Source organism: Rothia sp. P5764, from assembly GCF_048512965.1.
In the GTDB taxonomy this organism is placed as follows: Bacteria; Actinomycetota; Actinomycetes; order Actinomycetales; family Micrococcaceae; genus Rothia.
Genome location: NZ_JBLXXQ010000016.1, coordinates 1 through 1,130 on the forward strand (window position 1 = coordinate 1; position 1,130 = coordinate 1,130).

2 rRNA genes are annotated in these 1,130 nt (G+C 49.8%); both read left to right on the forward strand.

From position 1 onward, the window contains the following. A 16S ribosomal RNA gene (locus ACN08Y_RS10850) occupies positions 1 to 515 on the forward strand; the annotation flags it as partial. Between the two features lie 383 nt (positions 516 to 898). Continuing rightward, positions 899 to 1,130, forward strand: a 23S ribosomal RNA gene (locus ACN08Y_RS10855); the annotation flags it as partial.

The window sequence follows — 1,130 nt, forward strand, 5'->3', positions numbered from 1 at the left end:
GGGGCTGGTATACAGGTGGTGCATGGTTGTCGTCAGCTCGTGTCGTGAGATGTTGGGTTAAGTCCCGCAACGAGCGCAACCCTCGTTCTATGTTGCCAGCACGTGATGGTGGGGACTCATAGGAGACTGCCGGGGTCAACTCGGAGGAAGGTGGGGATGACGTCAAATCATCATGCCCCTTATGTCTTGGGCTTCACGCATGCTACAATGGCCGGTACAAAGGGTTGCGATACTGTGAGGTTGAGCTAATCCCAAAAAGCCGGTCTCAGTTCGGATTGGGGTCTGCAACTCGACCCCATGAAGTCGGAGTCGCTAGTAATCGCAGATCAGCAACGCTGCGGTGAATACGTTCCCGGGCCTTGTACACACCGCCCGTCAAGTCACGAAAGTTGGTAACACCCGAAGCCGATGGCCTAACCCCTTGTGGGAGGGAGTCGTCGAAGGTGGGATTGGCGATTGGGACTAAGTCGTAACAAGGTAGCCGTACCGGAAGGTGCGGCTGGATCACCTCCTTTCTAAGGAGCTCAACTTTTAGTTGGCCATGCTGAGCGCGAGTGTCGTTTGGGTGGTTTGCTCATGGGTGGAATGTTAGTTCTGGTGCAGGCCTTTGGGTTTGTGCTGATTGGTTTGTGTGTTGTGTAGTGTTGGTGCGTTGTTGGGTTTTGAGGTAGCAGGCTTTTGTCTGTTATCTTGGTGTATCCCGGCATGAGAGTAGTGATCAGTTTGTTCTGGTTGCCTTGAGTGTTGATCGGGTTGTTGTTTGAGAACTGTATAGTGGACGCGAGCATCTTCAATGTTTTGAAGAATACTCAATTCTTTTTGGATTGTGTTTCTTTGATTCTTGATTTTGTACTTAGTTAAATATAGTCAAGGTTAATTTATTCTTGATTTTATCTGTGTGTAAGTTATTAAGGGCACACGGTGGATGCCTTGGCACTAGAAGCCGATGAAGGACGTGTGAATCTGCGATAAGCCTGGGGAAGCCGATAACAGGGCGTTGATCCCAGGATTTCCGAATGGGGAAACCCAGCAAGCTATCATGGTTTGTTACCACCAGCTGAATGTATAGGCTGGTTGGAGGGAACGGGGGGAAGTGAAACATCTCAGTACCCTCAGGAAGAGAAAATAAC